The 23,587-nt window shown below is 58.0% G+C and carries 20 protein-coding genes and 1 pseudogene; 9 read left to right on the top strand and 12 right to left on the bottom strand.

Annotated features, from left to right (window positions below; translation table 11 throughout):
* Positions 1-4 precede the first annotated feature (4 nt).
* The 5 genes from treC to mntP form a co-directional block, all read right to left on the bottom strand.
* Entirely contained in the window at positions 5-1,669 is a 1,665-nt protein-coding gene (treC, locus tag AC6I8F_RS00850) for an alpha,alpha-phosphotrehalase (RefSeq protein WP_058759371.1), read from the bottom strand.
* A complete protein-coding gene (gene treB / locus AC6I8F_RS00845; protein WP_021507900.1) occupies positions 1,653-3,095 on the bottom strand; it encodes a PTS trehalose transporter subunit IIBC in 1,443 nt (480 codons plus the stop codon). Before treB ends, treC begins: the two co-directional genes overlap by 17 nt.
* 270 nt (positions 3,096-3,365) lie before the next feature.
* On the bottom strand, positions 3,366-4,202 hold the full coding sequence (locus tag AC6I8F_RS00840) for a fumarylacetoacetate hydrolase family protein (RefSeq protein WP_498028390.1): 837 nt from the start codon (positions 4,200-4,202) through the stop codon (positions 3,366-3,368).
* 190 nt (positions 4,203-4,392) lie between these two features.
* The gene (gene azuC, locus AC6I8F_RS00835; RefSeq protein ID WP_125310475.1) at positions 4,393-4,470 is read right to left on the bottom strand and encodes a stress response protein AzuC; all 78 of its coding nucleotides are present in this window, start codon (positions 4,468-4,470) and stop codon (positions 4,393-4,395) included.
* 118 nt (positions 4,471-4,588) lie between these two features.
* Positions 4,589-5,161 carry a manganese efflux pump MntP gene (gene mntP, locus AC6I8F_RS00830; protein ID WP_021507902.1) on the bottom strand — a complete coding sequence of 191 codons (573 nt, stop codon included), beginning with the start codon at positions 5,159-5,161 and terminating at the stop codon, positions 4,589-4,591.
* Between the two features lie 186 nt (positions 5,162-5,347).
* Between mntP and AC6I8F_RS00825 the strand changes: the two are divergent.
* The 3 genes and pseudogenes from AC6I8F_RS00825 to mqo all read left to right on the top strand — a co-directional run.
* A pseudogene (locus AC6I8F_RS00825) lies at positions 5,348-5,416 on the top strand (twin-arginine translocation signal domain-containing protein); the annotation flags it as partial.
* 30 nt (positions 5,417-5,446) lie between these two features.
* The gene (locus tag AC6I8F_RS00820; RefSeq protein ID WP_010615729.1) at positions 5,447-5,692 is read left to right on the top strand and encodes a DUF1158 domain-containing protein; all 246 of its coding nucleotides are present in this window, start codon (positions 5,447-5,449) and stop codon (positions 5,690-5,692) included.
* A gap of 526 nt (positions 5,693-6,218) precedes the next feature.
* Positions 6,219-7,829, top strand: coding sequence for a malate dehydrogenase (quinone) (gene mqo / locus AC6I8F_RS00815; protein ID WP_021507903.1), 1,611 nt, complete (start codon positions 6,219-6,221; stop codon positions 7,827-7,829).
* Between the two features lie 277 nt (positions 7,830-8,106).
* Here the strand turns inward: mqo and AC6I8F_RS00810 are convergent, their stop codons facing one another.
* The gene (locus AC6I8F_RS00810) at positions 8,107-8,694 is read right to left on the bottom strand and encodes a LysE family translocator (RefSeq protein WP_058759374.1); all 588 of its coding nucleotides are present in this window, start codon (positions 8,692-8,694) and stop codon (positions 8,107-8,109) included.
* Between the two features lie 135 nt (positions 8,695-8,829).
* Here AC6I8F_RS00810 and AC6I8F_RS00805 point away from each other — a divergent pair, with 135 nt between their 5' ends.
* On the top strand, positions 8,830-10,320 hold the full coding sequence (locus AC6I8F_RS00805; protein WP_058775178.1) for an aminotransferase-like domain-containing protein: 1,491 nt from the start codon (positions 8,830-8,832) through the stop codon (positions 10,318-10,320).
* Here the strand turns inward: AC6I8F_RS00805 and AC6I8F_RS00800 are convergent.
* Positions 10,287-10,910 carry a glutathione S-transferase family protein gene (locus AC6I8F_RS00800; RefSeq protein ID WP_021507906.1) on the bottom strand — a complete coding sequence of 208 codons (624 nt, stop codon included), beginning with the start codon at positions 10,908-10,910 and terminating at the stop codon, positions 10,287-10,289. The genes AC6I8F_RS00805 and AC6I8F_RS00800 overlap by 34 nt on opposite strands.
* A gap of 114 nt (positions 10,911-11,024) precedes the next feature.
* On the opposite strand from AC6I8F_RS00800, the gene AC6I8F_RS00795 reads away from it, so the two are divergent.
* Positions 11,025-11,873: a PhzF family phenazine biosynthesis protein gene (locus AC6I8F_RS00795; protein ID WP_288424290.1), complete on the top strand. Its 849-nt coding sequence runs from the start codon at positions 11,025-11,027 to the stop codon at positions 11,871-11,873.
* Between the two features lie 50 nt (positions 11,874-11,923).
* Here AC6I8F_RS00795 and AC6I8F_RS00790 read toward each other — a convergent pair whose 3' ends face one another.
* Positions 11,924-12,682 (bottom strand): SDR family NAD(P)-dependent oxidoreductase, encoded by a 759-nt coding sequence (locus AC6I8F_RS00790; protein ID WP_021507908.1) that lies wholly within the window; start codon positions 12,680-12,682, stop codon positions 11,924-11,926.
* Between the two features lie 115 nt (positions 12,683-12,797).
* On the opposite strand from AC6I8F_RS00790, the gene AC6I8F_RS00785 reads away from it, so the two are divergent.
* The 3 genes from AC6I8F_RS00785 to AC6I8F_RS00775 all read left to right on the top strand — a co-directional run bounded on the left by AC6I8F_RS00785 (position 12,798) and on the right by AC6I8F_RS00775 (position 16,373).
* Positions 12,798-13,697: a LysR family transcriptional regulator gene (locus AC6I8F_RS00785; protein WP_031279769.1), complete on the top strand. Its 900-nt coding sequence runs from the start codon at positions 12,798-12,800 to the stop codon at positions 13,695-13,697.
* 50 nt (positions 13,698-13,747) lie between these two features.
* On the top strand, positions 13,748-14,749 hold the full coding sequence (yhjD, locus tag AC6I8F_RS00780) for an inner membrane protein YhjD (RefSeq protein WP_127834724.1): 1,002 nt from the start codon (positions 13,748-13,750) through the stop codon (positions 14,747-14,749).
* Positions 14,750-15,038: 289 nt separating this feature from the next.
* The gene (locus AC6I8F_RS00775; protein WP_166720082.1) at positions 15,039-16,373 is read left to right on the top strand and encodes an MFS transporter; all 1,335 of its coding nucleotides are present in this window, start codon (positions 15,039-15,041) and stop codon (positions 16,371-16,373) included.
* 290 nt (positions 16,374-16,663) lie between these two features.
* Here the strand turns inward: AC6I8F_RS00775 and ilvC are convergent, their stop codons facing one another.
* Positions 16,664-18,139, bottom strand: a complete 1,476-nt coding sequence (ilvC, locus tag AC6I8F_RS00770; protein ID WP_021507912.1) for a ketol-acid reductoisomerase — start codon at positions 18,137-18,139, stop codon at positions 16,664-16,666.
* Between the two features lie 162 nt (positions 18,140-18,301).
* Here ilvC and ilvY point away from each other — a divergent pair, with 162 nt between their 5' ends.
* Entirely contained in the window at positions 18,302-19,183 is an 882-nt protein-coding gene (gene ilvY / locus AC6I8F_RS00765) for an HTH-type transcriptional activator IlvY (RefSeq protein ID WP_058759908.1), read from the top strand.
* Position 19,184: 1 nt separating this feature from the next.
* On the opposite strand, the gene ilvA is transcribed toward ilvY, so the two are convergent.
* From ilvA to AC6I8F_RS00750, 3 genes are all read right to left on the bottom strand, one after another.
* On the bottom strand, positions 19,185-20,729 hold the full coding sequence (gene ilvA / locus AC6I8F_RS00760) for a threonine ammonia-lyase, biosynthetic (protein WP_058775138.1): 1,545 nt from the start codon (positions 20,727-20,729) through the stop codon (positions 19,185-19,187).
* A 6-nt stretch (positions 20,730-20,735) separates the two neighbouring features.
* Positions 20,736-22,586, bottom strand: a complete 1,851-nt coding sequence (gene ilvD / locus AC6I8F_RS00755) for a dihydroxy-acid dehydratase (protein WP_021507915.1) — start codon at positions 22,584-22,586, stop codon at positions 20,736-20,738.
* 61 nt (positions 22,587-22,647) lie between these two features.
* On the bottom strand, positions 22,648-23,577 hold the full coding sequence (locus AC6I8F_RS00750; RefSeq protein WP_059011331.1) for a branched-chain amino acid transaminase: 930 nt from the start codon (positions 23,575-23,577) through the stop codon (positions 22,648-22,650).
* Between the last annotated feature and the right edge of the window lie 10 nt (positions 23,578-23,587).

The following is a 23,587-nucleotide window of genomic DNA, read 5'->3' as shown; positions in this document are numbered from 1 at the left end:
TCCGTTACGACTGGTAGTAATACACCGCTTCAAAAGGCCGCAGGTGCGTCAATGCCCCAGGCGGCGATGCCTCACTGTAATTACTCATCAGTACCTGCCAGTTGCCTTCAACTTCCGGCAGCAGCAGTGGCTGCGCGCTGTGACTCAGGTTCGCCACCACCAGCAGGCTTTCACGCGGCGAATTGCGACGATAACACCAGATGTGTGACGCTTCCGGTGCCAGATCCTGATAATCGCCCTCGGTGAAGATAGCGTAACGCTTACGCAGCCGAATCAGCGTTTGGTAGCCATAGAACACCGAATTACTGTCGAGCAGCGCGTTAGCCGCGTTGATCAGCGTATAGTTATCCGCCACGCCTATCCACGGCTCACCCCGCGTGAAGCCGGCATTGGCGCTGCTGTCCCACAACATCGGCGAGCGGCTGTTGTCGCGCGATTTGCTGGCCAGAATCGCCAGGATTGCCGCCTCCGGCTTGCCCTGCGCCAGCCACGCAGCGTGGATGTTGTGGCTCTCGATGTCCTGATACTGCTCAATGCAGGTAAAATGAGGGTTGGTCATCCCCAGCTCTTCGCCCTGATAGATATAGGGCGTGCCCTGCATGCCGTGCAGCAGCATCGCAAAGCATTTTGCCGAGGCGATGCGCAGCGCACCTTCATCACCAAAGCGCGTGACGATACGCGGCTGATCGTGGTTACACCAGAACAGCGCATTCCACGCCACGTCGTGCATCCCGCGCTGCCACTCCGCAAAAATCGCCTTGAGCTGAACGAAGTCCGGGGCCGCCAGCGTCCATTTGTCGCCCTGGGGATAATCCACCTTGAGATGGTGGAAGTTAAAGGTCATCGACAGCTCGTTTTGCGCCAGCGAAGCATAGCGCTGGCAGTTGGCCAGCGTGGTCGAGGACATTTCCCCCACCGTCATTAGTCCGCGCGGCGTGAACACATCGCGGTTGAACTCCTGCAGGTAGTCATGGATGCGCGGGCCATCGGTGTAGAAGCGCCGCCCGTCATGGCCGGGCAGATCGTCGCTAAAATCCTGGTGCTTCGACACCAGGTTGATCACATCAAGCCGCAATCCATCGACGCCTCGATCCGCCCAGAAGTGGCACACCTGCTTTAACGCCTCGCGCACCGCCGGATTTTCCCAGTTGAGATCGGCCTGCTCCGGCGCGTACAGGTGCAGATAGTATTGCTGACGCCGTTCGTTCCACGCCCAGGCGCTGCCGCCAAACTTAGACTGCCAGTTATTGGGCGGCGTGCCGGGCACCCCGTCGCGCCAGATATAGAAATCGACGTACGGCTGCTCATCGGCTTCGGCACGCTTAAACCAGGCATGCTCGGTCGAGGTGTGGTTGAACACCATATCCAGCACCATGCGCATACCGCGCCGGTGCGTCTCCGCCAGCAGGTGGTCAAAGTCGGCCATGGTGCCGTAGGCGGGATCGATGGCGGTGTAATCCGCCACGTCGTAACCGTTATCGATCTGCGGCGACACATAGATCGGCGTCAGCCACAGCGCATCGACGCCCAGCTGCTGCAGATAATCCAGCCGCTGGATCACACCGTTGATATCGCCGGTGCCGCGCGCCCCGCTGTCCTGAAAACTTTTGGGATAGATTTGGTAGATCACCGCCTGGCGCCACCAGGGATATTCAGCGTGCCTGTTCATGTTGCACCTCGGCCTGGCTGATGATGGCGGTTGCCGATTTACGTTTGGTGATGATGATGGTCAGCAGCAGCGGAACCAGAATCGCCACCAGAATCGCCAGCGAGTAAACCGTCCAGTACTGTGGCTGAATCGAGAGGATGCCCGGCAAGCCGCCCACGCCGATGCCGTTGGCCATCACGCCGTTGAGGCCGCACAGCAGCGCCGCCAGCGCAGAGCCAATCATGGCGCACAGCATAGGGTAGCGGTACTTGAGGTTGACGCCGTACATCGCCGGCTCCGTTACGCCGAGCCACGCTGAAATAGCGGCCGGCACGGTGAGGTCGCGTTCAGCACGATCTTTGTTAGCGATAATGATGCCGACCACCGCTGCACCCTGAGCAATATTGGACAGCGCAATCAGCGGCCACACCGGCGTGCCGCCCATGCTCTGAATCATCTGCAGATCAACCGCCAGCGTGGTCTGATGCACGCCGGTGATCACCATCGGCGCATACAGGAAGCCAAACAGCGCGGCACCAATCGGCGCGAAGCTGCCGGTCATCAGGTGACGCACCGCAAAGGCAATGCCGTCGCCGATCAGACGGCCAAACGGGCCAATCAGGCTGTGGGCGAGGAAAACCGACAGCAGCAGCGCACAAACCGGCACCACCACCAGCGTCAGATAGGCGGGCACGATACGTTTTAGCGCCAGTTCGATTTTCGCCAGCGCCAGCCCGGCCAGCAGCGCCGGAATCACCTGCGCCTGGTAGCCGACCCGATCAATGCTGAACCAGCCGAAGTTCCACACTTCCGGCACCTGGCTGCCAATCAGATACGCATTCATCAGCTGCGGTGAAACCAGCGTAATGCCCAGCACAATCCCCAGGATTGGCGTACCGCCCAGCTTGCGCACCACCGACCAGCAAATCCCCACCGGCAAATAGAAGAAGATCGCTTCGCCAATCAGCCAGAGGAAATCGTACAGCCCTTTCACACCGGGATAGAGCTGCACCAGGGTTTTATCATCCGCCACGGCAATATCGCCGAGCACGTTACGGAAACCGAGAATTAAACCGCCGCTAATTAACGCCGGTAATAACGGGAAAAATATCTCAGCAAAATGGGATAATAATGCCTCGTGCCATTTCATCTGGCTGCGCGCTGCAGATTTAATCTGCTCCTTAGAGGTCTCACTAATATTTAGTGCTTCAACTAACGCTTTATAATAAGTGTCAACTTCGGTTCCAATAATTACCTGAAACTGTCCGGCAGAATTAAAGCATCCTTTAACGCCGGGCGTGGCGCGGATGGCCTCTGGATCGGCCTTGTCGACATCCTGCAGCACAAAGCGCAGGCGGGTAATACAGTGCGAAAGTGACAGAATATTTTCCCGACCGCCCACGCGGTCAATGAGATCGTTAATGATCTCGCGACTGATGGTTTTCATTATCATCCCTTATTTCCATGCCGGAATCGGCAGTGGACGATAATACGCCGCTGCTTTTAATTTTAACTATAGCAAAGCGAGGGAATTAGTTGGCGATCACAAAAATATTTACGCAATACATCGCAGGAAAATTAACTTAACAATAATTATTTAACCTGATAACTAAATCTGCGCCATTTAAATATAAATTCGGGACATTTCGTATTGTTGAATAATTATTTAAGCGGTAGCGCGGTGGCAGTGCAACGTTCGCCACCGCGCAGCAAAACGTCAGACGATGCGGTGGCGCAGACGACCAATCTTCTCAATTTCCACTTCGATCTCATCGCCAGGGAACATAAACAGCGGTGGCGTACGCTTTTTCCCCACGCCGCCCGGTGAGCCAGTGATGATGACATCGCCCGGTGACAGCGGACTAAACGCCGAGATGTATTCAATGATCTTCGCCACCGGATGCACCATGCTGGCCGTGGTATCGTTCTGCACTTCGCGCTGATTCAGCGAGGTTTTGATCGCCAGCTGCTGCGGGTCCGGGATGTCGTCGGCGGTGGTCATCCACGGGCCAAAGCCGCCGGTTTGCTGCCAGTTTTTGCCTGCGGTAAACCAGGTGAACTGCATGTCGCGCACCGTGGCATCCATAAAGCAGCTGTAGCCCGCTACATGCTGTAGCGCATCGGCGGCTTTTACCTGATAAGCAGCCTTGCCGATGATCACCGCCAGCTCGCCTTCGTAATCAAATTCAGCCGTGGTCGCCGGTTTCAGCAGGGGCTGCTCGTGCGCAGCCAGCGAATCGGCAAAGCGCACGAATAGCGTCGGCGCGTCGAGCGTGGCGGCAAACTCCTGGCGCTTGTCGGCATAGTTCATACCAACGCAGAAGACTTTGCCTGGGTTTTCCACCACCGGCAGGAAGCGAATCGCGCTGAAGGCATAGTCCACCGGCTCGCTCAGGTACACCTGCAGGTCACTCAGGCCACCGCGCTGCAGCAGAGTTTTCAAATCCGAACAGCTGTCGCCCAGCCGCGCACCGAGATCGATCACGCCGTCGGGTTGCACGATGCCATAACTTTTTCTTGCCTGGTCAATAAGAGAAAAACTGCACAGCTGCATGATGGCCTCAATGTTATAGAGAATTTGCGCGCAGGTTATCAAAAGCCAGACGGAAAAGCGGTATGACCTGAGGGTAAAGTAATTAATGTTTGTGAGTTTTGGTGACAGAGGTGCGCAGAGGGGAACGGCGCCGGGTGATAACCACAGGTCGATCCCTGACCGCGATTATCGAGGGTTTCTGGCGGAGCGCTTAGTTTAAGGCGCCCGGCGGTACGTGTTTGAAGGTCTCAACATAAGAGCGAAACACGGAGCGGAAAAAACGTTTCATGGTGCACCTGATACAAAAATTGTTGAAGAATTACGCGAAAATTATAACGCCCGCGCATTTTTCACGCAATTATTTTTGAACCAGATCACAAAAACGCGCCACCCCATTGTGCCAGACGTTAACGGAACAGCCCTAAGTGCTCAATCAGGATGGTGCAGCCAATACTGATCAGTACCACGCCGCCCAGCACTTCCGCCCATTTGCCCATTACCGGACCGATAAAGCGGCCGACCAGCACACCGGTGGTCGCCATGATAGTGGTGGCCGCACCGATGGTGAGCGCGGTGAGCACAATGTTAACCTGCAGGAACGCGAGGCCAACCCCCACCGCCAGCGCATCAAGGCTGGTCGCTACCGCCGTCAGCGCCAGTACCATAAAGCCGTGGCGCTGCGGCGCTTCGCACGGCTCGTCGGCCGTCTGACGGAAACCTTCCATGATCATTCGTCCGCCAAGAATGCCCAGCAGACCAAATGCCACCCAGTGATCCCACGCCATAATGTAGTGGCTGGCAGCCAGCCCGATGGCCCAGCCCACCAGCGGCGTCAGCATTTCAATGACGCCAAAAATCAGCCCTGTGCGTAATGCTTCTTTGAAACCCGGACGATACAGCGACGCGCCTTTGCCCAGTGCTGCAGCGAAAGCGTCCATCGACATACCAAAGGCCAGAATCAGGGTTGCGATAAATGTCATGGTTTTCAGTCAATGCGGTGAAATAAGACGATTAAGCCTGCACTTTGTCCGCATATCGGGTTCAGTAATGAAAAAGTGCGCGCAGTCTAGCACGCCAACCAGCCAAAAAAAAGACAACAAAATCATGGGTTTAAGTATAGCAAAGGCTATAACTCTTAACTGCCGCTATTTCTGTAGCTAAGTGGATGGAATAGAAGAAATTTCTTAGCGCACGCTGCGGCGGGGATTGCACCGCGCCGCGGTTTTATGCGCTAATGCCCGCGCTAACTGATTTGGAATGATGCGATGAAAAACCCATTTGAAACGCTGATCATCCCGGGCGGCATTCTGCTGCTGGGCTTTCTTTCGGCGCTACTGCTGCCCGCCCCTTCGTTTGGCGTGGCGCTGGCAAAACAGCTGCAGCAGGCTCTGCATCTGCAGGATGTGAATCAGCTGTACACCATGGTGTTCTGCGTCTGGTTTTTGCTGCTGGGTACCGTTGAGTTTTTCATTATCCGCTTCGTCTGGCGCCGCTGGTTCCAGTTGCGCTGAGCGGTGCGCGTGATGCATTTTTCTTCTGACGGGCGCCTGACACAGTGCCCAAATTAAAAGTCACACAAATGTAACATTATTTTTACACGATCTGGCGAAACATCAGGCAACATAAAATCCGCATAAAAAATCAATTTCGCTAAAACCTATCGTTTTCAATGCGTTAATTTGTGACCCAGCTCACCTTGTGAAATCAACCCTCTCCATTTCCCTCACACTGTCGCAACAACTACGTTACTATAACTGCCTGATTAGGGGATAAAAATCCCTTATGACAGCGCCGTCGGGCTGATTAATTCTTATGCTGAATCATTTCTGCATTTAAAAAATAAACAAACGTTTAATTCCGATACGAGAATGTTATATTCGAATGCATATGCATAACGTGCAGTTAACCGTTATCACACCTATGGCTTAAACCTGAGTCTTAACCTTTGAGAAATAGCGCAACGCGCTTGCAAAAAGCGTGGCTGTTTCGCCTGCGAACCTGTTGAGCTTCAGGGCAACAGAGAGGAGATGTCGCCTCATGAGCAACACTGCGGTAAATCTGGCGCTAGCCGCCGCTGGCATGGAAAGCACACACCTTCAGGAACGAAAAGACGTAGATGTCCTGCTGATCGGCGCAGGCGTGATGAGTGCTACCTTAGGCACCTGGCTGCAGGATCTCGAGCCAGACTGGTCGATTGAGATGGTCGAGCGGCTGGATGATGTCGCGGTCGAATCCTCTAACGGCTGGAACAATGCCGGCACCGGCCACGCGGCGCTGGCCGAGCTGAACTATACGCCCGAAAGAGCGGATGGCAGCATCGACATTGCCAAAGCGGTGGCGATTAACGAATCCTTCCAGATTTCCCGCCAGTTCTGGGCGTATCACGTACAGAAAGGCAACCTGAGTAATCCACAAAGCTTTATTCACAGCACGCCGCACATGAGTTTTGTCTGGGGCGAGGCCAACGTGGCTTTCCTGCGAAAGCGCTTCCAGGCGCTGCAGAAAAGCACCCTGTTCCGCGGCATGAACTATTCCGAAGATCGTGACCAGATCGCTGAGTGGATTCCGCTGGTGATGAATGGACGCGACCGCAAGCAGAAAGTGGCGGCCACCTGGACCGACATGGGCACCGACGTTAACTTCGGTGAAGTGACGCGCCAGCTGATTGCTGCGCTGGAGAAGAAAGAGAATTTCCGCCTGCGTCTGCGTCAGGAAGTGCGCGATATCAAGCGCCTGAGCGATGGGCGCTGGCAGGTAAGCCTGCACAACCTCGCCAGCGGTGAGTCGCGGGTGCTGACCGCGCGCCAGCTGTTTATCGGTGCCGGCGGTGCCGCGCTGCCGCTGCTGCAAAAAACCGGCATCCCGGAAGTAAAAGGCTACGCCGGTTTCCCGGTGGGCGGCTCGTTCCTCGTCACGGAAAACCCGGACGTGGTGGCGCAGCACATGGCGAAGGTGTACGGCAAAGCCAGCGTGGGCGCACCGCCGATGTCGGTACCGCACGTTGATACCCGCGTGCTGGATGGCAAGCAGGTGCTGCTGTTTGGCCCGTTTGCGACCTTCTCCACCAAATTCCTCAAGCAGGGCTCGCTGCTGGATATGTTCGGCGCGATGAACAGCAGTAACCTGCTGCCGATGATGCAGGTTGGGCTGAAAAGCTTCGATCTGGTGAAATATCTGGTCGATCAGGTGCTGCAAAGCGATGACGATCGTATGGAAGCGCTGCGCGCTTATGTGCCGCAGGCAAAACAGGAAGACTGGAAGCTGGTCACGGCCGGTCAGCGCGTGCAAATCATCAAAAATGATGAGAAAGAGGGCGGCGTGCTGCGTCTCGGTACCGAAGTGGTCACCTCGGCCGACGGCTCGATCTCTGCGCTGCTGGGCGCGTCACCGGGCGCCTCCACCGCAGCACCGATTATGCTGGAGCTGATGGCGAAAGTGTTCCCGGAGCAAATGCGCTCGCCAGAGTGGCAAACCAAAATCCGCGCGGTAATCCCGTCGTGGGGCCGCAAGCTGAACGGCGACGTAGCGCTGACCGAGAAGGTGCTGGCCGAAACCAGTCGCGTGCTGCAGCTGGATTACGCACCGGTCATCACGCCGGAAGCTGCCAACGACGAAGGCCGTGAAACCGCCCATGTGGTGGGCAAGTAAGCGGCGACGCCTGTCCCTTCACCGGTAAATACAGACCTGACTGGGGCCGCAATCGCGGCCTCTTTTTTGATTACAGTGTCGCCCTTTGGATGACGCAATCCCTGACGGTTCCAGCCTGGAATTTATTCACCAGGAAGCGCACGTTTGTTAGCGGCACAATACATTGCACATTGCGCGATAAATCGCGCCGCTACATCAGGGTGCGTCGTACGGCTTCGTTAACTGACCAGCCCCCCATATTGTGCCCCTGCTTACCGCGCCATCAAACGCCGTAGCATCAGCTCAATAGCAGCGCGTCATACAGCATCCAGCCGGTGGTCGCCACCAGCGACAGCGCCATTAGCGTGTTGAACGCCTGACGTTTCCACGCAATCTGCAGGTGATGGCGCAGCCGGTCGCCCAGCGCTGCCCAGATTAAAATGCACGGCAGGTTGAGGGCGGCAAAGCCGAGCAGCACCGCCAGCACACCGTTGCTGTTGGCGTACATCAGCGCCACGTTGGTGACCATCAGCCAGGCTTTGGGATTCACCGCCTGGAAACACACGCCGCCCAGCAGGGTCATCGGACGCGGACGTTCGCGCAGCTGCGGCGCACCGGCGCGGAAGATTTTCCACGACAGCCACAGCAGATAGCTGCATCCCACCACCGTCAGCGGCAACCGCACAGACGCCATCCAGTGCAACAGCAGCTCCAGCGCCACGCTCGCCAGCAGCATCTGTAACGCACAGCCGAGCAGGATGCCAAACAGCATCGGCAGCGTGCGCCGGAAGCCAAAATTGACGCCGGACGTGGCCAGTAACAGATTGTTCGGGCCCGGTGTAATCGACATCACCGTAACGTAGCTAAAGAAGGATGGATCGAGCATGGTGCGTTTCCCTGAGAATCAACGAAGCACCATGCTAATGCGCAAATTACGATGGCAACAGAGACACAAAATCACTATTGTGATGGATACAGTTAAGGCAATTTTAAATTGTACCTATCGCGCGCGGAGGCTTTTGTGTCCCTTCCTCTCTCATCCGGCCAGACGCTGTACCAGCAGCTGGCGGACAGCTTTGCCGAATCTATCCATCAGGGCACGCTGAAGCCGGGTAAGCGCCTGCCGGCCATCCGGCGCGTGGCACAGTCGCACCAGGTCAGCATCAATACCGTGCTAAGTGCCTGGCATATCCTGGAAGATCGCGGCCTGATAGAAGCCCGTCCGCAGTCGGGCTACTACGTGCGTGGCGTGCTGCCCGCGGTGACGCGACCGCTCAGGCCAATGAGCGCCAGCGTTAATGACCCCAGCACGCAAAAACTGGAACTGATCGAGCAGGTGTTCGCCGCACAGAATCACCCCGACTACACCAATATTTCGCTGGCCTGCCCGCAGGATAGTGAGCTGTTTCCGGCGGCGAAACTGGGACGCATTACCGCCTCCCTTATTCGCCGCGATAACGACATCATTGGTCGCTACGCGCTTCCGCCGGGTAGTGAGCGCTTACGGGAGGAGATTGCGCGCCGTAGCCTGCACACCGGCCTGAATCTGACTGTCGCGGACATCACCCTGACCCACGGCTGTATGGAAGCGCTGCAGCTGGCGCTGCGTGCGGTGACGAAGCCGGGCGACTGCGTCGGGCTTGAATCGCCGACCTACTTCTTTTTGTTCCCGCTGCTGGCCTCACTCGGGCTGAAGGCGCTGGAAATCCCCACCGATCCGCAAAACGGTCTGTCGCTGGACGCGCTGGAGATGCTGCTACAGGAGCAGCGCATTCAGGCGCTGATCGCCATGCCGGGCGCGCAGAATCCGCTGGGCTACGTGATGCCGCTGGAAAATAAAAAGCGTCTCGCGAAGTTAGTGAACACTTACCACGTTCCGCTGCTGGAGGATGGGCTGTATGACGAATTGCAGTTTGACTGGCCGCTGTCGCCGCCGGTCAAAGCCTTTGACCGCGACGGCTGGGTGATTTACTGCACCAGCTTTACCAAAACCGTCGCGCCCGATTTTCGCGTGGGCTGGACGGCTGCCGGCCGCTTCCACCCGGCGATTGCGCGGCTGAAAGCGGTATCGTCGATGACCGAATCAAAACTGCTGAGCGAAACGCTGGCCGAATTTCTCGCCAGCGGCGGTTATGATCACCATCTGCGTTCGCTGCGGCGTCGCTATGCCGCCAATCTGGATGCGGCGCGCGGCATCATTGCCCGTCACTTCCCGCAGGGCACGCGCGCTACCCTGCCGCGCGGCGGCTTTGTGTTTTGGGTCGAGCTGCCGGGCAAGGTTGACACGGTGGAGATGTTCCATCGCCTGTTGCAGGAGCAGATTTGCGTCACGCCGGGCGCGCTCTATTCACTGAGCGATCGCTATCGCCATGCGCTGCGTCTCTCCTGCTGCTATCCGTTTGATGAGCGTTACACCTGGGCACTGAAACGCACCGGCGCGCTGGCCTGTGAAATCACCGGTATCGCGCCGGGTCAGGATCAGGGCTTACCGTTGCGGCCCCAGGTGGTGTAACCCTCGCGTTCGGTCAGCCGCTCGTAATAGGTTTGCACGGCGGGAAAGTCCGGATGGTCGAGCGGGGTTTCAAACCAGCGGTTCACCGCCAGGCCAACCGGAATATCGGCCAGGGTAAAGTTACGGCCCGCGACGTAGCGCCCGGTTTTTTCCAGCTGCTGATTAAGAATACCCATGGTGTGGCTCCAGCCTTTGATGGCGGCAGCCAGCAGGCGCGGATCCTGATGGGCTGGCGAATTTCGCACCAGCGACATAAAAGCATAGCGCCATGAGGTGTTGAGCTCAGTGGCCTGCCAGTCCATCCACTGATCGACCGGCGCACGCGCGCGCGGATTATCCGGGTAGAGCCATTCACCGCCGTTGCTGTTGGCGAGGTAGCGCAGAATCGCGTTGGACTCCCACATCACGAAGTCATCTTCGATGATCACCGGCACCATAGCGTTGGGATTGAGCGCCATAAACTGCGGTGAGTGCAACGACTGCGGGTCTTCGCCCCACGGCTCGTGCTCCCAGGCAATATCCAGCTCTGAACAGAGCCACAGCACTTTACGAACGTTGATTGACGAGTTACGGCCCAGAATTTTTAACATAGCGGACTCCGCTGGCAGAATTGTTAATCTATTCATAGTCCTGTTAGACGCCTTAAGCAATCAGCAGGATGTAAATCCGGATTTCAGACAACCTCAATGAGGAAAGGAGCGAACATGCAGGTGGCGTTTAAACAAGTGGATGTGTTCTCCACAGGTGCGTTCAGCGGCAATCCGCTGGCGGTGATTATGGATGCCCAGGGTCTGAGCGACGCACAGCTGGCGGCCATCGCACGCTGGACCAATCTGTCGGAAACCACCTTCGTGCTGCCACCACAGGATGCCACAGCCGACTATCGTGTGCGCATCTTTACGCCTGGCGGCGAACTGCCGTTTGCCGGACACCCCACGCTTGGCACCGCGCATGCCTTGCTGGAAGCCGGCTGGCCCCTGAAAACAGCGGGTAAGATTGTGCAGGAGTGCGGCGTGGGCCTGGTGGAGGTGCAGATTGGCGCTGACGGTACGCTGGCCTTTGCCGCGCCGGACGCCAGCCTGACGCCGTTCAGCGATGCGCTGATGAGCAGCGCACTGCACAGTGACGCGTTCGATCTCAGCCAGACGCCAGCCGTGGCGGATATGGGGATTCGCTGGCTGTTAATTCCGATGAGCAGCGCGCAGGCGGTGCTGGAGGTGGTCACCCAGGCGGACGATTTACTGCGGCTGCAGCAGCATGCGGGTGTGAACGGCATCGCCCTGTTTGGCCCGCTGCCGCAGGACGCAGAGGCGCAGTACGAGCTGCGCGCGCTGCTGGTCGAGAACGGTAGCCTGGTCGAAGATCCGGTCACCGGCAGCGCCAACGCCTGTCTGGCACGCTATCTGGCGGCGCAGGGCCAGCGGCAGGATTACTGCGCGCGTCAGGGCAGCGCCATCCAGCGTGCCGGTCGCATTGTGGTGCGTTTTACCGGTGAGACAATCTGGATCGGCGGGCAAACCCTCACCCTGATTGATGGCACGATTGAGGTGTAAAACGGGCGCTGCTCCGTTCGTTAACACGATTCGGTCGCAGCGCGATGTTTTTACAGTGCCTGACCGCCAGAGGCCTCGATGCGCTGGGCGGTAATCCAGCCGGTTTCGTCGCTCAGGATCGCGCTGATGGCATCACCGATGTCATCCGGCAGACCAACGCGGCCCAGCGCGGTCACTGAAGCAATATGCGCGTTCAGATCTTTGGTGTCGCGCACGCGACCGCCGCCAAAGTCGGTTTCAATCGCCCCCGGAGCCAGAATGTTGACGCGAATGCGGCGCTCGCCCAGCTCCTTCGCCTGATAGCGCGTCAGCACTTCCATCGCCCCTTTCATCGCGGCGTAAGTACCTGAACCCGGCAGCGTCATGCGCGTCAGACCACTGGATATGTTCAGGATGCGTCCACCATCGGCGATCAGCGGCAGCAGTTTCTGCGTCAGGAAATACGGCCCTTTGAAATGCACATTCACCAGCGCATCAAACTCCTCTTCACTGGTTTCGGCCAGCAGCTTGTAATGACCGTGGCCAGCGTTGTTCACTAAATAATCAAAGCTATCGCGCTGCCAGGTCTCGTTCAGCGTTGCTTTGACCCGCGCCGCAAAGTCATCGAACTGCTTACTGTCGCCCACATCCAGCTGCAGCGCCACCGCACGCGCGCCCAGCGCCTCAATCTCCTTCACTACCGCCTGCGCTTCTTCAGCATGACCGCGCCAGGTAAACAGAATATCGACGCCCTTAGCGGCCAGTTTTAGCGCGCCATTCTTGCCCAGACCGCGGTTGCCGCCGGTAATCAACGCAATTTTATGAGACATGTTTCGCTCCGGTTGGAAAATTGAACACGGATTAAGGATATTCGCGAATAATTGATCTATAAACGCAGGGGAATACACAGCACTGTTTCACTAACAACAACAATCGGTGAACAACATGGATAAAATTCACGCTATGCAGGTGTTTGTGCGGGTGGCAGAAATGGGCAGTTTTACCCGCGCGGCTGAGAGTCTGGGTTTACCCAAGGGCAGTGTGTCCCGCCAGCTGCAGGCGCTGGAAAACCAGATGGGCACACGCCTGCTGCACCGTACCACGCGCCGTGTGCATCTCACCCAGGATGGGCTGGTGTATTACGATCGCTGCCTGGATTTGCTGTCGATGCTGGATGATATGGACAGCCTGTTCCAGCACGATCCTGCCACGCTGAGCGGCAAGCTGCGCGTCGATATGTCGGTGGCGATGGCGACCGGTTTTATCCTGCCGCGCCTGCCGGAGTTTTTGCAGCACTATCCGGGCGTGGAGATTGAACTGAGCAGCAGCGATCGCCAGGTTGATGTGATTCGCGAGGGCTTTGACTGCGTGTTGCGCGTTGGCGAACTGAAAGATTCCGGCCTGATTGCGCGAAAAATTGGCTCGCACGCCTTGATCAACTGCGCCAGCCCTGGCTACCTTTCCCGCTTCGGCATGCCGGTGCGGCTGGACGATCTCGGCCAGCACGCCATGGTGCACTATACCCAACAGCTGGGGCAGCCCTCGCCGGGCTTTGAGTACTTTGATGGCAAACAGTGCCACTACGTGCAGACCGGCGGCGTGGTGACGGTAAACAGCACCGAGACCTATCGCGCCGCCTGTATTGCCGGGCTGGGCATTATTCAGGTACCGGCGATTGGCGTGCAGCCGCTGCTGGAATCCGGCCAGCTGGTCGAAGTGCTGCACCATTTCCCGGCCAAACCGATGCCGATTTCCCTGCTCTATCCTCACCGTCGCAACGTGGCGCGCCGCGTGCGGGTGTTTATGGAGTGGCTGAGTCAGGTGCTGCAGGAATACGTGACCTGAACGGGCAGGCTATAATTTTATTTTCGCTGTGAACAGGATGCAGAAGGTCTATGACGGACAAAACCACAAAAGCCTCAGCGGCTGAAGCTAAGCCGCTGATTGATATCAAAACCGGGAACAAAACGGTGGATGGCTCAATCCGGCGCGTCTCACGCTTTGCCGCCTGGTTCCAGGCGATCCCGGCGGTGGCGCACTTTTTGCGCGCGCTGGAGCGCTTTAACGATCGCCTCGGCAGCCAGTTTGGTGCGGCGATCACCTATTTTTCATTTCTTTCGCTGATACCGATTTTGATGGTCTCCTTTGCGGCGGTCGGCTTTGTGCTGGCGTCCAATCAGGACCTGCTTTCTGAGTTGATCAACAAAATCGTTAACAGCATCAGCGACCCGACGCTGGCCACCACGCTGAAAAATACCGTGAATACCGCGATTCAGCAGCGCGCAACCGTCGGCCTGACCGGTTTGCTGCTGGCGCTCTACTCCGGCATTAACTGGATGGGTAACCTGCGCGAAGCGGTGCGCGCCCAGTCGCGTGACGTATGGGAACGCAAGCCGGATGACCAGGAAAAGTGGTGGAAGAAATATCTGCGCGACCTGGTTTCGCTGCTGGGTCTGATGCTGGCGCTGGTGATTACGCTGTCGCTGACCTCGATTGCCGGCGCAGCGCAGGCGGCGATCGTGAATGCGCTGGGGCTGGGCGATATCGAGTGGCTGCGGCCGGCGATGACCATCATTGCGCTGTCGATCTCCATCTTCGCCAACTATCTGCTGTTCCTGTGGATTTTCTGGATTCTGCCGCGCCACAAGCCACGCAAAAAAGCGCTGCTGCGCGGTACGCTGCTGGCGGCGATTGGGTTTGAGGTGATCAAGTTTGTCATGACGCTGACGCTGCCGAAGCTGGCGACGTCGCCCTCCGGTGCCGCCTTTGGATCGGTGCTGGGGCTGATGGCCTTCTTCTACTTTTTCGCGCGTCTGACGCTGTTCTGCGCCGCGTGGATCGCCACCGCAAAATACAAGGATGATCCCGAGATGTCGCAGCCGCACCAATCTGCGTAACGCGACAATTCAGTTACATTTGCCGCAACAGCAAAAAATGTTTCCTGCTGGCTACTAAAGCAGCAAAAACCAGCAGGAAACGCTAAAGGGTCACTTTTATTTGGCCCTTTTGCAGAGAATCACGCCAGAAAAGCCGCGCTTCCCCTTCCCATCCGCCGCCGATTGCCGTAACTCAGAAATTATCCTCTTTTTCGCCGCCAAAGCCCGGTGTGACGCGGTTTTTCGTCATTGAATGCGGCAAAACAGGTGCGTAAGATTCTTTGTTTACATTTACAATTAAGAAACAGTTATGCAAGCCTCCATCTCCGAAACATCCGACCAACCACACGACGGCACACCGGTTAACTCACGCAGTAAAGTGGTAGTTGCCTCGCTGGTCGGCACTGCGATCGAATTCTTCGATTTCTATATCTATGCCACCGCCGCGGTAATCGTTTTTCCGCATATCTTCTTCCCGCAGGGTGACGCTACGGTTGCCACACTGCAGTCGCTGGCGACCTTCGCTATCGCCTTTGTTGCGCGCCCTATTGGCTCTGCGCTGTTTGGTCACTTTGGTGACCGCGTGGGCCGTAAAGCGACGCTGGTTGCCTCGCTGCTGACCATGGGCGTTTCTACCGTACTGATCGGCCTGCTGCCGGGTTATCAGACCATAGGTGTGGCGGCACCGCTGCTGCTGGCGCTGGCGCGTTTTGGTCAGGGCCTGGGACTGGGCGGCGAATGGGGCGGCGCGGCGCTGCTGGCCACCGAGAACGCCCCGGCGAAGAAACGTGCGCTGTACGGCTCGTTCCCGCAGCTGGGCGCACCGATTGGCTTCTTCTTTGCCAATGGCACGTTCCTGCTGCTCTCGTGGCTGCTGACCGATGAGCAGTTCATGAACTGGGGCTGGCGCGTGCCGTTTGTGCTCTCTGCGGTGCTGGTGATTATCGGTCTGTATGTGCGCGTATCGCTGCATGAGAGCCCGGTATTTGCCAAAGTGCAGAAAGAGAAGAAGCAGGTGCGGATCCCTATCGGTACGCTGCTGAGCAAGCATATGACGGCGACCATCCTCGGCACGTTTATCATGCTGGCGACCTACACGCTGTTCTACATTATGACGGTGTATTCGATGAGCTACGGCACCGCGCCGGCGCCGGTTGGTCTCGGTTATTCGCGTAACAGCTTCCTGTGGATGCTGATGGTGGCGGTCATCGGTTTTGGCGTGATGGTGCCGATTGCCGGCCTGCTGGCGGACCGTTTTGGCCGTCGCAAAACGATGATCACCATTACGCTGATGATCATCGCCTTTGCGCTGATGTTCCCGCTGCTGCTCGGCTCCGGCTCGCAGATTCTGGTGATGGGCTTCCTGCTGCTCGGCCTGAGTATTATGGGTCTGACATTCGGCCCGATGGGCGCGCTGCTGCCAGAACTGTTCCCGACCGAAGTACGCTATACCGGCGCGTCGTTCTCTTACAACCTGTCGTCGATTCTTGGTGCCTCGGTAGCGCCTTATATTGCGACCTGGCTGAATGCGAACTATGGCTTGCAGGCGGTGGGCTTCTATCTGGCCTCCATGGCGGTGCTGACACTTATCGCGCTGATTGCCTGTAAAGAGACGCGCCATCAGACGCTGTATGAAGCGGTGTGATTGATTGCGTGTTGACAGAACCCGGCTCCGGCCGGGTTTTTTATTGGCGGTGTGGGGATGGTGCGGTGTGTCCCTCACCCCGGCCCTCTCCCGTAAACGGGAGAGGGAGCGTCCGCGCGGTATTGATGGATAAGTGCAGAAACATCAGCCCGCACCAAACGGTTCCCTCTCCCGCCAGCGGGAGAGGGCCAGGGTGAGGGTGAAAAAACCCTTCTGCCCCCAGACATAAGACATAAGAAAACCCCGGCAAGCCGGGGTTTGATTGGGCTGAAAACTGTGTCTCGCGTGCCTTAACCCGCGACGGCGATGCGTTTCATGTCGGTCATATAGCCACGCAGTTTGCGGCCAACGGCTTCGATTGGATGCTGGCGGATCGCTTCGTTCACGTCGCGCAGCTGCGCGTTATCCACCTGCGTGCCTTCTACCGCTTTGCCCAGGTCGCCAGGCTGCAGCGTGGTCATAAACTCTTTCAGCAGCGGAACGGCCGCGAAGGAGAACAGGTAGTTACCGTATTCTGCGGTATCGGAAATTACCACGTTCATTTCATACAGACGCTTACGGGCGATGGTGTTGGCAATCAGCGGCAGCTCGTGCAGCGATTCATAGTAAGCCGACTCTTCGATGATGCCCGCGTCAACCATGGTTTCGAATGCCAGCTCAACGCCCGCTTTCACCATCGCGACCATGACCACGCCTTTGTCGTAATACTCCTGCTCGTCGATTTTGCCTTCGAACTGCGGGGCATTTTCGAATGCGGTTTTGCCGGTCTCTTCACGCCAGGTCAGCAGGTTTTTGTCGTCGTTCGCCCAGTCAGCCATCATACCGGAAGAGAATTCACCCGAGATGATGTCATCCATGTGCTTCTGGAACAGCGGTGCCATGATGGTTTTCAGCTGCTCAGACAGTGCGTAAGCGCGGATTTTTGCCGGATTAGACAGACGATCCATCATCAGCGTGATGCCGCCAAACTTCAGCGATTCGGTGATGGTTTCCCAGCCGAACTGAATCAGTTTCTCGGTGTACGCCGCGTCGTGACCTTCAGCCACCAGCTTGTCGAAGCACAGCAGTGAACCGGCCTGCAGCATACCGCACAGAATGGTCTGCTCGCCCATCAGGTCTGATTTGACTTCTGCCACGAAGGACGATTCCAGCACGCCTGCACGGTCGCCGCCGGTGGCTGCAGCCCAGGCTTTGGCAATCGCCATGCCTTCGCCTTTTGGATCGTTTTCCGGGTGAACAGCGATCAGCGTTGGAACGCCGAAGCCACGTTTGTACTCTTCACGCACTTCGGTACCCGGGCACTTCGGTGCCACCATCACCACGGTGATGTCTTTACGGATGGTCTCGCCCACTTCGACGATGTTGAAACCGTGAGAGTAACCCAGCGCGGCACCGTCTTTCATCAGCGGCTGAACGGCCTGCACAACGGCAGAGTGCTGCTTGTCTGGCGTCAGGTTAACTACCAGATCCGCCTGCGGGATCAGCTCTTCGTAAGTACCCACTTTAAAACCGTTTTCGGTGGCTTTACGGAACGACGCACGCTTCTCAGCAATGGCTTCAGCGCGCAGTGCGTAAGACACATCGAGGCCAGAGTCACGCATGTTCAGACCCTGGTTCAGGCCCTGCGCGCCGCAGCCGACGATGACCACTTTCTTACCTTTCAGGAAGCTAGCGCCATCCGCGAATTCATCGCGCGACATGAAGCGACATTTGCCTAACTGCGCTAACTGATTGCGCAGATTCAATGTGTTGAAGTAGTTAGCCATGGGTACTCCGCTCAGATGTTGTGTTTGCTTTTGTTCAGTAACGGCGCCGGATTTAGCGCCGCGAATGACCCCATCATATGACAGGAAATCTGTTGCTTAAATTGATATATTAACAACGTCACATTGCAGAATTTGCAACATCACGCTGAGGGCAAAACGCGCATGGATTTACGAGACCTGAAACTGTTTCTTCACCTGGCGGAAAGCTGCCACTTTGGCCGCACCGCGCGCGCCATGCACGTCAGCCCGTCGACATTGTCACGCCAGATCCAGCGGCTGGAAGAGGATGTCGGACACGCGCTGTTCCTGCGCGACAACCGCACCGTGACGCTGACCGAAGCCGGCGAGCGGCTGCGTCAGTTCGCCCAGCAGACCCTGCTGCAGTATCAGCAGCTGCGCCATGTCATGGACCTGAACGGTCCGTCGCTGAGCGGCGAGCTGCGCCTGTTCTGCTCGGTAACCGCCGCCTACAGCCATCTGCCGCCGATTCTCGACCGCTTTCGCGCGGAGCATCCGCAGGTGGAGATCAAACTCACCACCGGCGACGCCGCCGATGCAATTGAAATGGTGCAGTCCGGCGAAGCGGATCTGGCCATCGCCGGCCGGCCGGAGTCGCTGCCCGCCAGTATCGATTTTACACCGCTGGGTTTGATCCCGCTGGTGCTAATCGCCCCGGCGCTGCCCTGCCCGGTGCGCAGCCAGGCGACGCAGGAACAGCCGGACTGGTCGCAGATTCCCTTTATCCTGCCGGATCAGGGGCCGGCGCGGCGCGGTATTGATGTATGGTTTCGCCGCCACCGCATTGCCAACCCGCAGATTTACGCCACGGTGTCAGGCCATGAGGCGATTGTGTCGATGGTGGCGCTCGGCTGCGGCATCGCGCTGCTGCCGGATGTGGTGCTGGAAAACAGTCCGGAACCGGTGCGCAATCGCGTGCTGACGCTGGAAAATGTCGAGTCGGTGGCGCCGCTGGAGCTCGGCGTATGCGTGCAAAAAAAGCGGCTCGGGGAGCCGCTGATTAATGCTTTCTGGCACCTGCTGTAGTTTAGCCGGCGAGGAAGAAGCGAAATGCCGGATTGCTGGCCTCGTCGTGCCACTCATAGCCGAGCGCGTTGAGGTGAGTGTCGAAATCCGGCTCTTTGTCGTTGATCTCGAACGCCGCCAGCACGCGACCAAAATCGGTGCCGTGGCTGCGATAGTGGAACAGCGAAATGTTCCAGTGCGCGCCCAGCGTCTGCAGGAACTTCAGCAGCGCGCCCGGCGCTTCCGGGAATTCGAAGCTGAACAGCCGTTCACGCAGCGGTTTTGACGGGCGTCCACCCACCATGTAGCGCACGTGCAGCTTCGCCATCTCATCGTCTGACAAATCCACCACCTGATAGCCGCCTTCAGCCAGCTGGCTGATGATCTCGCTGCGCTCCTCAAGGCCGCGCGTTAAACGCACGCCAACAAAGATGCAGGCGTTGTCGGCATCGGCATAACGGTAGTTGAACTCGGTTACCGCACGGCCGCCCAGCGTCTGGCAGAAACGCAGGAAGCTGCCCTGCTGCTCAGGGATGGTGACCGCCAGCAGTGCTTCACGCTGTTCACCCAGTTCACAGCGCTCAGAGACGTAGCGCAGACCGTGGAAGTTAACGTTGGCGCCCGACAGCACGTGCGCCAGCCGCTCGCCTTTGATGTCGTGCTGCTGGATGTACTTCTTCATGCCCGCCAGCGCCAGCGCGCCGGAAGGCTCCGCCACCGCACGCACATCCTCGAACAGATCCTTCATCGCCGCGCAGATGGCATCGCTGTCCACGGTGATAATGTCGTCGAGGTATTCTTTGCACAGGCGGAAGGTTTCGCTGCCGATACGCTTGACCGCCACGCCTTCGGCAAACAGCCCGACGCGCGGCAAATCCACCGGCTCGCCGGCATCAAGCGCCGCCTTCAGGCAGGCAGAGTCCTGCGACTCGACCGCGATAACCTTGATTTGCGGCATCAGCTGTTTAATCAGTACCGCCACACCCGCCGCTAAGCCGCCGCCGCCTACCGGCACAAACACGCGATCGAGATGCGCATCCTGCTGCAACAGCTCCATCGCCAGCGTGCCCTGACCGGCAATCACCGCCGGATGATCAAACGGCGGCACGAAGGTGTAACCCTGCTGCTCCGCCAGCTCAATCGCTTTGGCTTTTGCCTCGTCAAAGTTGGCTCCGAACAGGTAAGCCTCACCGCCAAACGCGCGCACTGCATCAACCTTGATGTCCGCCGTTGCCACTGGCATCACAATCAGTGACCTGATGCCGAGCGTGCTGGCCGAGAGCGCCACGCCCTGCGCGTGGTTGCCCGCCGAAGCAGTAACCACGCCGCGCGCTTTCTGCTCTTCCGTCAGCCCGGCAATCATGGCGTAGGCACCGCGCAGCTTGAAGCTGTGCACCGGCTGGCGATCTTCGCGCTTCACCAGAATGGTGTTGCCAAGACGCGACGAAATTTTTTCCATTTTTTGCAGCGGCGTCACCTGGGCAATTTCGTACACAGGCGCACGCAGCACCGCGCGCAGATACTCCGCGCCATTGGGCGACGCGGAAAGCGGTTGAGACTCAGCCATCAGAGATTAGCCTCCCAGCTTAGACTTATCGCGCACCGCGCCCTTGTCAGCGCTGGTGGCGAGCGATGCATAAGCACGCAGTGCGAAGGAGACCTGACGCACGCGACCGTGCGGCGTATAAGCCGCTTCGCCACGCGCTTCCTCTTCTTCACGACGGGCATGCAGTTCGTTATCCGGTACCGCCAGCTTAATGCCGCGATTCGGGATATCGATTTCAATGATGTCGCCATCTTTAACCAGCGCGATGGTGCCGCCGTTCGCCGCTTCCGGCGATGCGTGGCCAATGGAGAGGCCCGAGGTACCGCCCGAGAAGCGTCCGTCAGTGATCAGCGCACAGCTTTTGCCAAGGCCCATCGATTTCAGATAAGTGGTCGGATACAGCATTTCCTGCATGCCCGGACCGCCTTTCGGCCCTTCGTAGCGGATCACCACCACGTCACCGGCCACCACTTTGCCGCCGAGAATCGCTTCCACCGCATCGTCCTGGCTTTCATACACTTTTGCCGGACCTTTAAAGGTGAGGATCTCTTTGTCGACGCCGGCGGTTTTCACGATGCAGCCATCTTCCGCCATGTTGCCGTACAGCACTGCCAGACCGCCATCCTGAGAGAACGCGTGTTCGCGTGTGCGGATACAGCCTTCCTGACGATCGTCATCCAGCGTATCCCAGCGGCAATCCTGCGAGAACGCCTGGGTAGTACGGATGCCCGCCGGGCCGGCGCGGAACATCTTCTTCACCGCTTCGTCTTTGGTCAGCATGATGTCGTACTGATCGAGCGTTTCGCGCAGATTGAGGCCCAGCACGTTGCGCACGTCGGTGTGCAGCAGGCCGGCACGATCCAGCTCGCCAAGAATACCGATTACCCCGCCCGCGCGGTGCACATCTTCCATATGATATTTCTGTGTGCTCGGCGCCACTTTGCACAGGTGCGGCACTTTACGTGACAGGCGATCGATGTCGGAGATGTTGAAATCGATCTCACCTTCCTGCGCGGCGGCCAGCAGGTGCAGCACGGTATTGGTGGAACCGCCCATGGCGATATCCAGCGTCATGGCGTTTTCGAACGCGGCTTTGCTGGCGATGTTACGCGGCAGCACGCGCGCATCATCCTGCTCGTAGTACTGTTTGGTCAGGTTAACGATGCGCTTGCCGGCGTTGATGAACAGGTCTTTACGATCGGCGTGGGTTGCCAGCAGCGAGCCGTTGCCCGGCTGCGACAGGCCCAGCGCTTCGGTCAGACAGTTCATGGAGTTGGCAGTGAACATGCCGGAGCACGAGCCGCAGGTCGGGCAGGCGGAACGCTCAATCTGTTCGCTGTCGGCATCGCTGACGTTCGGGTTCGCACCCTGAATCATCGCGTCCACCAGATCCAGCTTGATGATTTTGTCTGACAGCTTGGTTTTACCGGCTTCCATCGGACCGCCGGAGACAAAGATCACCGGAATGTTGAGGCGCAGCGAGGCCATCAGCATGCCGGGGGTGATTTTGTCGCAGTTGGAGATACACACCATGGCGTCGGCGCAGTGGGCGTTCACCATATATTCCACGGAGTCGGCAATCAGCTCGCGTGAAGGCAGTGAATACAGCATGCCGCCATGACCCATGGCGATACCGTCATCCACCGCGATGGTGTTGAACTCTTTGGCCACACCACCCGCAGCTTCGATTTGCTCAGCGACTAATTTACCGAGGTCGCGCAGGTGCACGTGGCCCGGTACGAATTGGGTGAAGGAGTTAACCACGGCGATAATCGGCTTACCGAAATCGTCGTCGGTCATTCCTGTGGCGCGCCACAGGGCTCGTGCACCCGCCATGTTACGGCCATGGGTGGTGGTGGCGGAACGGTACTTAGGCATGCTCTATTTACTCCAGTCTGAAAAATGACGCGGACGCTGCTGCACCCGCGTTACTGTCTTGTTATGGATTCACCTGATCCAGCCAGCCATACTTGTCTTCGGTCTCGCCCGTGAACAGGCCAAAGAACGCCTGCTGGATTTTGGTGGTCACCGGACCGCGTTTGCCCTGACCCACCTGGATGCCGTCCACGCTGCGTACCGGCGTGATTTCTGCGGCAGTACCGGACATGAACACTTCATCCGCCAGGTACAGTGATTCGCGTGACAGCACCTGCTCGCGCACTTCGATACCGAGATCCTTCGCCAGCTTGATGATTGCATCGCGGGTGATGCCCGGCAGCGCCGAAGAGGTGAACGGCGGGGTGAACAGGATGCCGTCTTTCACTTCAAACAGGTTTTCGCCAGCACCTTCGGAGATATAACCCTGGGTATCCAGCGCGATACCTTCCTGATAGCCGTGGCGGCGCGCTTCGCTGCCAACCAGCAGGGAAGAGAGATAGTTACCGCCCGCTTTCGCCGCGGTTGGCAGGGTGTTTGGCGCCACGCGATTCCAGGAAGAAACCATGGCGTTGATGCCCTGCTCCAGCGCTTCGGCGCCCAGGTAAGCCCCCCACGGGAACGCAGCGATGATCACATCGGTGGTGAAGCCGTCTGGCGGGTTAACGCCGAGACCCACGTCGCCGACAAAGGCCAGCGGACGAATATAGGCACTCTTCAGTTTATTGACGCGGATAACTTCGCGGCACGCTTCCATCAACTCATCCACGCTGGCTTTGATCGGGAAACGGTAAATTTTGGCGGAGTCGTGCAGACGCTGCATGTGTTCACGGTGACGGAACACCACCGGACCTTTGTGTGAGTCGTAGCAGCGAACGCCTTCGAACACAGAGGTGCCGTAATGCAGTGCGTGAGACATAACGCTAACCTTAGCGTCTTCCCACTTAACCATCTCTCCATTGAACCAGATAAAGTCTGCTTTCTTTGTACTCATTGTTGTTTCC

Source organism: gamma proteobacterium symbiont of Axiagastus rosmarus (assembly GCF_059730925.1).
Note: the sequence above shows the minus strand (reverse complement) of the source record. Positions and strands in the feature narration are given on the sequence as shown.